At 35.1% G+C, this 7,924-nt stretch carries 8 protein-coding genes and 1 tRNA gene; 5 read left to right on the forward strand and 4 right to left on the reverse strand.

From position 1 onward, the window contains the following. On the forward strand, nt 1-517 hold a 517-nt coding region (locus H5T45_06855), incomplete at its 5' end, for a hypothetical protein (protein MBC7129426.1). Nucleotide 518: 1 nt separating this feature from the next. Here H5T45_06855 and H5T45_06860 read toward each other — a convergent pair. The 3 genes from H5T45_06860 to H5T45_06870 form a co-directional block, all read right to left on the reverse strand. Further along, a tRNA-His gene (locus tag H5T45_06860) sits at nt 519-589 on the reverse strand. 15 nt (nt 590-604) lie between these two features. Then, nucleotides 605-1,174, reverse strand: coding sequence for a methyltransferase domain-containing protein (locus H5T45_06865; protein MBC7129427.1), 570 nt, complete (start codon nt 1,172-1,174; stop codon nt 605-607). A 74-nt stretch (nt 1,175-1,248) separates the two neighbouring features. Further along, complete coding sequence (locus tag H5T45_06870; protein ID MBC7129428.1) at nt 1,249-2,496, reverse strand: hypothetical protein; 1,248 nt, start codon at nt 2,494-2,496, stop codon at nt 1,249-1,251. A gap of 93 nt (nt 2,497-2,589) precedes the next feature. On the opposite strand from H5T45_06870, the gene acs reads away from it, so the two are divergent. The 4 genes from acs (at nt 2,590) to trxB (ending at nt 7,489) form a co-directional block, all read left to right on the forward strand. Continuing rightward, on the forward strand, nt 2,590-4,509 hold the full coding sequence (gene acs, locus H5T45_06875) for an acetate--CoA ligase (GenBank protein MBC7129429.1): 1,920 nt from the start codon (nt 2,590-2,592) through the stop codon (nt 4,507-4,509). Between the two features lie 92 nt (nt 4,510-4,601). Beyond that, nucleotides 4,602-5,225 (forward strand): hypothetical protein, encoded by a 624-nt coding sequence (locus H5T45_06880; protein ID MBC7129430.1) that lies wholly within the window; start codon nt 4,602-4,604, stop codon nt 5,223-5,225. Beyond that, a complete protein-coding gene (locus H5T45_06885) occupies nt 5,222-6,532 on the forward strand; it encodes a replication factor C large subunit (GenBank protein MBC7129431.1) in 1,311 nt (436 codons plus the stop codon). Before H5T45_06880 ends, H5T45_06885 begins: the two co-directional genes overlap by 4 nt. 36 nt (nt 6,533-6,568) lie before the next feature. Continuing rightward, nucleotides 6,569-7,489, forward strand: a complete 921-nt coding sequence (gene trxB, locus H5T45_06890; protein MBC7129432.1) for a thioredoxin-disulfide reductase — start codon at nt 6,569-6,571, stop codon at nt 7,487-7,489. A gap of 37 nt (nt 7,490-7,526) precedes the next feature. On the opposite strand, the gene H5T45_06895 is transcribed toward trxB, so the two are convergent. After that, nucleotides 7,527-7,924: transposase (locus H5T45_06895; protein ID MBC7129433.1), on the reverse strand; the 398-nt coding region annotated here is incomplete at its 5' end.

The raw sequence follows: 7,924 nt of genomic DNA on the forward strand, positions 1-7,924 counted from the left end.
TGTTGTTCTTTACTATTGGAGCGGTCATGGATCTGGTTTTGGTCATATTTTAGATCTCTATAATTTTGAGGCATCCACCCAAATAATTATCAGCGATGGCTGTAACAGTGGCGAAATAATAACAGGTCCAGATAACAAACTAGCAAGAGATGGAAGAGTTATCTTAACTGCATGCCGTGCAGATGAAGGTGCAGTAGGTTGTGGCTGGTTAGATCCAACCGGTGTGTTTACATACTTTTTGATACAAGCTCTATATTCAAATTGTACAGGTGCTGATGTTAATAAAGATGGTTTAATTTCTGCAGAAGAGGCGTTCTATTATGCAGCACCAAGAGTACCAGAATTCCTTAAAAACCTTAATATTCCAGACGATTGGAAACAACAGCATCCTCAGATTTATGATTACGATGATAAGGAAGAAGTCCCACTTACAAAATGCAGAAGTTGTGAAATAAAAACAGAATTGGAAAATACCAATAATACCAACATGACTTTTATTTATTTTAAAAACCCATGAGGGCCCGGGCCGGGATTTGAACCCGGGTCAAGGGATCCACAGTCCCTTATGTTACCGCTACACCACCCAGGCCACAAATGTAAAAAATTATTTATTAATAATTTTTTGCTTCCATATTGTAAAATGCTGTTTAGGAAGAAAATCAAAATCTTTTTCAAGTAAATAGTTACTTTCTTCCATTTCTTTAATAATTACTTCCTTTGCAACATAGTGTCTATGAAAAGGAGAAAATCTTTTCTTTTTATATTCAATTATTATAACCTTACCATCTTTCTTGAGAAATTTTTTCAATTTTTTAAAATATTCAACCCTGTTGCCAATATGATGTGTTACATTCCTCATAAATATAAAATCTAAACTTTTTTCTGGCAAATTCAAATTTTCTCCATCTGAAAGTATGGTAATTAAATTATCTATTCCTTTTTCTTCAGCAGCCTTCTTAACAAACTCCAATAAGTCAGGATTTACATCAACTGCATAAACCTTTCCTTCCCCAACCAACCCAGCAAACCTCAAAGCGAAATAGCCGCCGCCAGCGCCAATATCGGCGATATTTTGCCCCTTTTTAAGCCCTATTGCTTTTATAATTTCATCTGCTTTGCTTTTTTTGTCTGATGCTTTTCTGTTAAACATTATCGCTCTTGCATCTTCTTTCATTTTAATAAAAACAAATTATTGAATTTTAATTTTTCGAGTATTTTTCCATAAAATATTTCCTAATAAGAAAGTTTTCAAAGCCATATAATCTGCAACAGTAAGTGGGAAACTGTAACCGCAACCAGTGTAAATGGCAGGCTTATTTTTAGATATTCTTTCAGTTTTATTTTATACCCATTTTTTTCAAGAATTCCGCATGCAAACACATTTGCAGTTGCTCCCACTGGCGTGATGTTGCCTCCTATACCTGTTCCTATAAGCATACCAAAGAGGAGAGGATACGGGGAAATGTTTAAAACGCTCGCTATCTGCCTACACACAGGTATCATAATTATTGTATAAGGCACATTATCAATAAAAGAAGAAATTGCTACTGAGAGCCAGATGATAATTGCAACCATTAAACTCGAGCTTTTTATTCCCATTTTTCCAAACCAGTTTGAAAAATCACCCAGCAAACCAGTCAGTTCAAGAGATGAAACAACAACAAATATGCCTGTTATGAAAAAGAAAGAATTCCAGTCAAATTCATAAATCATTTTCTTCAAATTTTTTCTTCCAAAAACAAGAGAAATTATGCCAACCGCAAAGCCAACAATTCCAACCCTTATTCCAAAATACGGACATATAGCAAGTGCTAAAACACCAGCAACAAAAATGACTGATGGAATATAATCAACTCTTATTTTTTCATCTTCCATTTCAAAAGATTTATTCATTTTTCTGAAAATCAGTAGAAGGGAAAGTAAGGCGGAGATAACTCCAAAAACAGATAATGTTCCAATACTTATTTTATTTAAAAACCAGTAAAAATCAAAAAATTTCATTCCAGTTTCTATAGCAAGAATAATTGACGGTGGGTCCGCAACCATTGTAAGAGTTGTTGCAACATTTGAACTTATGGCAATTGGAATAATATAGTAGAAAAGATTTGATTTAAGTCTTTTTGCAACTTCTATTGCAACTGGAGCCATAATAAGAACAACACCAACATTTTCCATGAAGGAGGAAATAAAAGCTGTGATTGCACATAGAATAAAAATAACATATTTTTCTTTTTTAAATTTTTTTATAACCCTATGTGCAATAAGGGAAGCCATCCCACTATCGAGAAAAATATATGAAACCATCATGAAACCCCAGTAAATTGCCAGAACATCCCATTTTATTGCTTCAAAAAGAGCATATTTTGCGGGCACAATACCAAGCAAAATAAGGAATGCAGCAGAAGCAATTGCAGGATAAAATATTTTTATTTTTCTTGAAATTGCAATTGAATAACATATTACAAATACTACCAATGCTATTATCTTTTCATACATTCAAGAGGTATTTATTATTCATATATAATTCTGTTGAAAACTCTTAATTGTTTATGTCATAAAATTTAAGTATTCTTTACATATTCACCCGATATGAAAGAGATATCAAAAGAAATAGTATATCCACCAGAAGATTTCGTTAAAAAAGCATGGATAAAAGATAAAAAAGTTTATGAAGAAGGAGAAAACTATATTGAATTCTGGGCAAAAAGAGCGGAAGAAATGGTTTACTGGCATAAAAAATGGGATAAAGTAATTGAAGCAAATCCTCCTTATTATAGATGGTTTGTAAATGGAAAATTAAATGCTTCATATAATTGTCTTGATAGATGGCTAAAAACTAAGGGAGATAAAATTGCATACATATGGGAAGGAGAAATGGGCGATGTTAAAAAAATAACATATAGGGAATTGTATCATGAAGTTTGCAGGTTTGCAAATGCGTTAAAAAGCATAGGGGTTAAAAAAGGAGATGTTGTAACAATATATCTTCCAATGATCCTTGAATTGCCAATAGCGATGCTCGCCTGCGCCAGGATAGGGGCGCCGCACTCGGTTGTTTTTGCTGGATTTAGCAGTGAGGCACTTAAAGACAGAATGGAAGATGCTGACTCAAAATATCTGATAACATGTGATGGTTATTACAGGAGAGGAAAATTGATTAATCATAAAGAGAAGGCAGATGAGGGAATTAAAAATCTTGATGTTAAAAAAGTAGTTGTTGTAAGAAGATTGGAGCAGGATGTTCATATGGAAAGAGGAAGGGATTTATGGTGGGATGAAGCTGTTAAAAATATGAAAAATGAATGTGAGCCAGAAATAATGGATGCATGCGATTTACTCTTTTTAATGTATACATCTGGAACAACTGGAAAGCCGAAGGGGGTTATGCATAGCACTGGTGGTTATCTTGTTGGGGTTACAACAACAATGAAATGGGTTTTTGATATAAAGGATGATGATATATTTTGGTGCACAGCAGATATTGGATGGATTACCGGGCATAGCTACATTGTTTATGCTCCTCTTGCAACAGGAATAACAAGTGTAATATATGAAGGAGCTCCAGATTATCCCACACCAGGGAGATGGTGGGAAATAATAGAAAAGTATAAGGTTACAGTATTTTATACCGCCCCAACTGCAATAAGAATGGCAATGAAATGGGGTGAGAAATGGCCAAATGAGCACGATTTGAGCAGTTTGCGCCTTCTTGGCTCTGTTGGAGAGCCAATAAATCCTGAAGCTTGGCTCTGGTATTACAATGTAATTGGTAAAAGGAAATGCCCTATTGTTGATACTTGGTGGATGACTGAAACAGGTATGCATCTAATAGCCCCACTGCCAGGCATAACAAATCTCAAGCCAGGATCTGCAACATTTCCTTTCCCAGGAGTTAAAGCGGAGGTAAGAGATGAAAATGGAGTATGTCCTGTGGGGCAGAAAGGAGAGCTTGTTATAACAAGACCGTGGCCATCAATGCTTCTCGGGTTGTATAAAGCAGATGATAAATACATCGAGGAATACTGGAGTAAATATGGTTATGACAAATTTTATACAGGAGATGGTGCTTTGATAGATGAAGACGGATATTTCTGGCTTCTTGGAAGAATTGGAGATATTCTAAATGTTGCGGGTCATCGCCTTGGAACCGCTGAGGTGGAAAGTGCTTTAATAACCCATCCAGCGGTTGCAGAAACTGCTGTCGTGGCGATATCTCATGAAATAAAGGGACAGGCTCCTCTTGCTTATGTTGTACTTAGAGAGGGATTTAAGCCAAGTGAGGAGTTGAAAAAGGAATTGATAAAGCAAGTTGATAAGGTAATTGGACCCACTGCAAGGCCAGAAGATATAATATTTGTTGATGACTTGCCAAAGACAAGGAGCGGGAAAATAATGAGAAGACTATTAAAACAAATTGCAAACAATGAAATGCTTGGTGATATAACAACATTGAGAAATCCTGAAATTGTAAACCATATAAAGGAAGCTTTTGAAAAGCGAAAAGTTTAGAAATATGAAACGCATATATATGTGGTAAAATGGATAACATTTCGATTACAATAGTAGCCATATTATTATTCCTTTTTGCATGGTTGGGAGCGATGATTATAACAACAAAGCCGAAAGAGGAGGAAAAAAAAGAGGAAAAGGTTGAGATGGTTGAGGAAAAAAGTGAGATAGATATTTATAAGAAGAGAATTGAAGAACTCGAAGAAAAAATAAAAAAGATTGAAGAGGAGAAACCAGCGGATGAAAAATTGCTTACATGGCTTGGCGAATTGTATAGAGAGAATGAGATTTTGAGGATGAAATTGTCTCATATTGAAAATTTTACACCAAAGGGCGATTTAATGAAATATGAAAATGAAAAACTTCTGCAAGAATTGGAAAGCCATAAAAAGAAAATTGGAGAACTTGAAAATGAGATAAAGGAGCTAAAAAATAGCATAAACTATTATAGAGATTTAGTAAGCAAGTTACAGGGAAGCTATACTGTTTTGAATAAATACAATTATAGAGTATGTATAAGAGATATAGAGACAGGTGAATATAAATATGAACTTGTAAAGCTCCCACATGATTTTGATCCCTTCAACCCAACATATATCACAAGAGATGGAATTGAGGTTTATGAAGAATATGGAATAAGAATACCAACAAAGCTTGGAGATATAATAAGGGAAGAGTTCAAGAAAGACATTTTTAAAGAAATCGAATTTAAATGAACTGGACAGAAAAATACAGACCCAAAAGTTTAAAAGATATTGTTGGTAATTCAGAGGCAATTTCTGAATTAAAAAAATGGGCTGAGGGATGGAAAAATAATATACCAGAAAAAAAAGCTGTCATATTATATGGTAAACCAGGTGTTGGAAAAACATCCACTGCACATGCTCTTGCAAATGACTTTGGGTGGTATGTAATAGAGTTAAATGCAAGTGATGAGAGGAATAGGAATGTTATCGAGGAGGTTGCGCTGGCGGGCGCGGTGAATGAGGCGATTGGTTACGGGTTTGAAGGGTGGAGGGAGGGAGTAAAAAAACTGATTATTTTTGATGAGGCAGATAATTTATATGAGAGGGAGGGTGATTTTGGAGGGAAAGGGGCGATAATAGAGACAATAAAGAAAAGCAAACAGCCGATAGTGATTATAGTAAATGATCTTTATGAACTTTTTAAGAATGCTGAGGAGCTAAAAAAGATTTGCAATTTAATTGAATTTAAGAAGATAAGAAACGATGAAATTGTAGGCTTGCTAAAAAAAATTTGTATTGGGGAAGGAATAAACTGCGATGAAAATGTGCTTTATACGATAGCAAACCGTAGCGGAGGAGATTTAAGGAGCGCAATAAATGATTTGCAATCAATATCTTATGGCAGGAGAGTTGGAAAGGAAATGCTTTCCTGCTTGGGATACAGGGATAGAGAAACTGGTATTTTTGAAGGAATCAGAAATATTTTGGAGGCAAGAGAAATGAGGATTGCTATAAAAATTTTGAGGGAAATTGATGAAACACCCGAGAATTTAATAATATGGATAGATGAAAATTTGCCCCATTTGCTTCATCTTTCAGATTTAAAAGATGCTTATCACTATCTCTCCAGGGCAGACATATTTCTGGGCAGGAAATGGAAAAGGCAGTATTATGGAATGTGGAGCTATGCAAGCGATTTGATGAGTGGGGGTGTTGCAATTGCAAGAAAAAAAGAATTAAAAAGCAGGGCATGCTATTTTCCTCGCTGGCTGAAGGAAATGTCAAAAAGCAAAGCCATCAGGCGGGCAAAGCTAAGCGCAGCAAAAAAAATAGGAGAAAAAATTCATGCATCATCTAAAAAAACAGTTGAAATTGTTGAAATTTTAAAAAATTTATTGCTGAGCGATGAAGGGATAAAAATACTTTCAAAATTTGAATTGAGCGAAGATGAAATTTCTGCAATCCTGAGTGTAAATAAAGAAAGAGCAAAAGAGATATATGAAAATATTAAAAAATATGAAATGAAGAGCAAGCAATCATTTCTTTTCCAGTTTTAGAAAGAAAGATTTTATACCATTTTTAATTATTCAAACATGGATTACGAAATCGCTATAATTGGGGCGGGTCCGTCTGGCTGTGCGGCTGGCATTTACGCTGGCAGAGGGGGGGCGCATGCTGTTGTTTATGACAAGGGAATGGGTGGGGGGCTTGCGATAAATTCGCCGAAAATAGAAAATTATCCTGGTTTTTTAAGCATAGGTGGCATGGAGTTGATGGAGAAAATGAAGGAGCATGCTTCCCAGTATGCTGAGATGAAATTATTTGAAGAGGTAAAGGATATAAAAATTGATGAGGAAATTGAAGTTATAACTGATAGAGGAAAATACTCTGTTAAGGCGGTTATAATATGCACTGGGACACAGCCAAGAAAATTGAATGTGAAGGGAGAGGAAAAATTTACTGGGAGGGGAGTTAGTTATTGTGCTACCTGTGATGGCTTCTTTTTTAAAGGTAAAAAAGTTGCAGTTGTTGGCGGGGGAAACAGTGCAATAATAGAGGCAATATATCTCAGCAATATAGGGGCTGATGTAAGCGTAATCCACAGGAGAGATGAATTAAGAGCGGAAAAAATAATTGAAAAGGAAGCAAGAGAAAAGGGAATAAATTTTGTATGGAATAGTGTTGTTGATGAAATAATTGGAAACGATAAGGTTGAGGGAATTAAAATAAGGGATGTTAAAACAAATGAAATAAAGGAAATGAGCATAGATGGAATTTTTGTTTCTATAGGCGAGGAGCCAAATAATGAGATTGCAAAAAAAATTGGCTTGGCTCTGGATGAGCATGGCTTCATAAAGGCGGATGACATGGGAAGAACAAGCATTGATAGAATTTTCGCAGCGGGCGACATTACAGGGGGGGTGAGGCAGATAGTTGTTGCTGTTTCGCAGGGCGCAAAGGCGGCGATATCTGCGATGAAAGCTATAGGGAAAAGAAGTATATGGGACTTATAGAGTAAATAGATGAAATTCATGAATATTCCTATTTTAATTAAATTACTTTATTGCACAAAGTAATCATGTTCATAAGAGTAATAGCAACTCCTGTAAGAGTAATCGGTCTTATGGTTTCTCCAAATATTGTTTTCAATCTCGAAAAAACATATTCTTTGTTAAATCTTTCTTTATAACCAGTAGCTTCTGCCCATTTTTCATATCCTAACTCCTTATACAATTTAACTTCTTCTGCAAATTCTTTACTTCCTCTACATTTAGCTAAAGCATTTTTCTTAGGAGGGGAATGAAATTTTATTCCTTTCTTTTTAGCAATATTATAATTCTTTCTTGAAAAATATGCTTTATCTCCATAAATTGTAGAGCCAGCGGGTATATGCTCTATAAAATCTTCAAAAAGAGAGGAATCATTTACATCTCCTTCAGTTATGGCAA

Source organism: Thermoplasmatales archaeon (assembly GCA_014361245.1).
Taxonomy (GTDB): domain Archaea; phylum Thermoplasmatota; class E2; order UBA202; family JdFR-43; genus JACIWB01.

Coding starts and splice junctions, on each gene's coding strand:
- H5T45_06885 (MBC7129431.1), top strand. CDS start 5,222: ATGAACTGGACAGAAAAATACAGACCCAAAAGTTTAAAAGATATTGTT.
- acs (MBC7129429.1), top strand. CDS start 2,590: ATGAAAGAGATATCAAAAGAAATAGTATATCCACCAGAAGATTTCGTT.
- H5T45_06880 (MBC7129430.1), top strand. CDS start 4,602: ATGATTATAACAACAAAGCCGAAAGAGGAGGAAAAAAAAGAGGAAAAG.
- H5T45_06870 (MBC7129428.1), bottom strand. CDS start 2,496: ATGTATGAAAAGATAATAGCATTGGTAGTATTTGTAATATGTTATTCA.
- H5T45_06865 (MBC7129427.1), bottom strand. CDS start 1,174: ATGAAAGAAGATGCAAGAGCGATAATGTTTAACAGAAAAGCATCAGAC.
- trxB (MBC7129432.1), top strand. CDS start 6,569: ATGGATTACGAAATCGCTATAATTGGGGCGGGTCCGTCTGGCTGTGCG.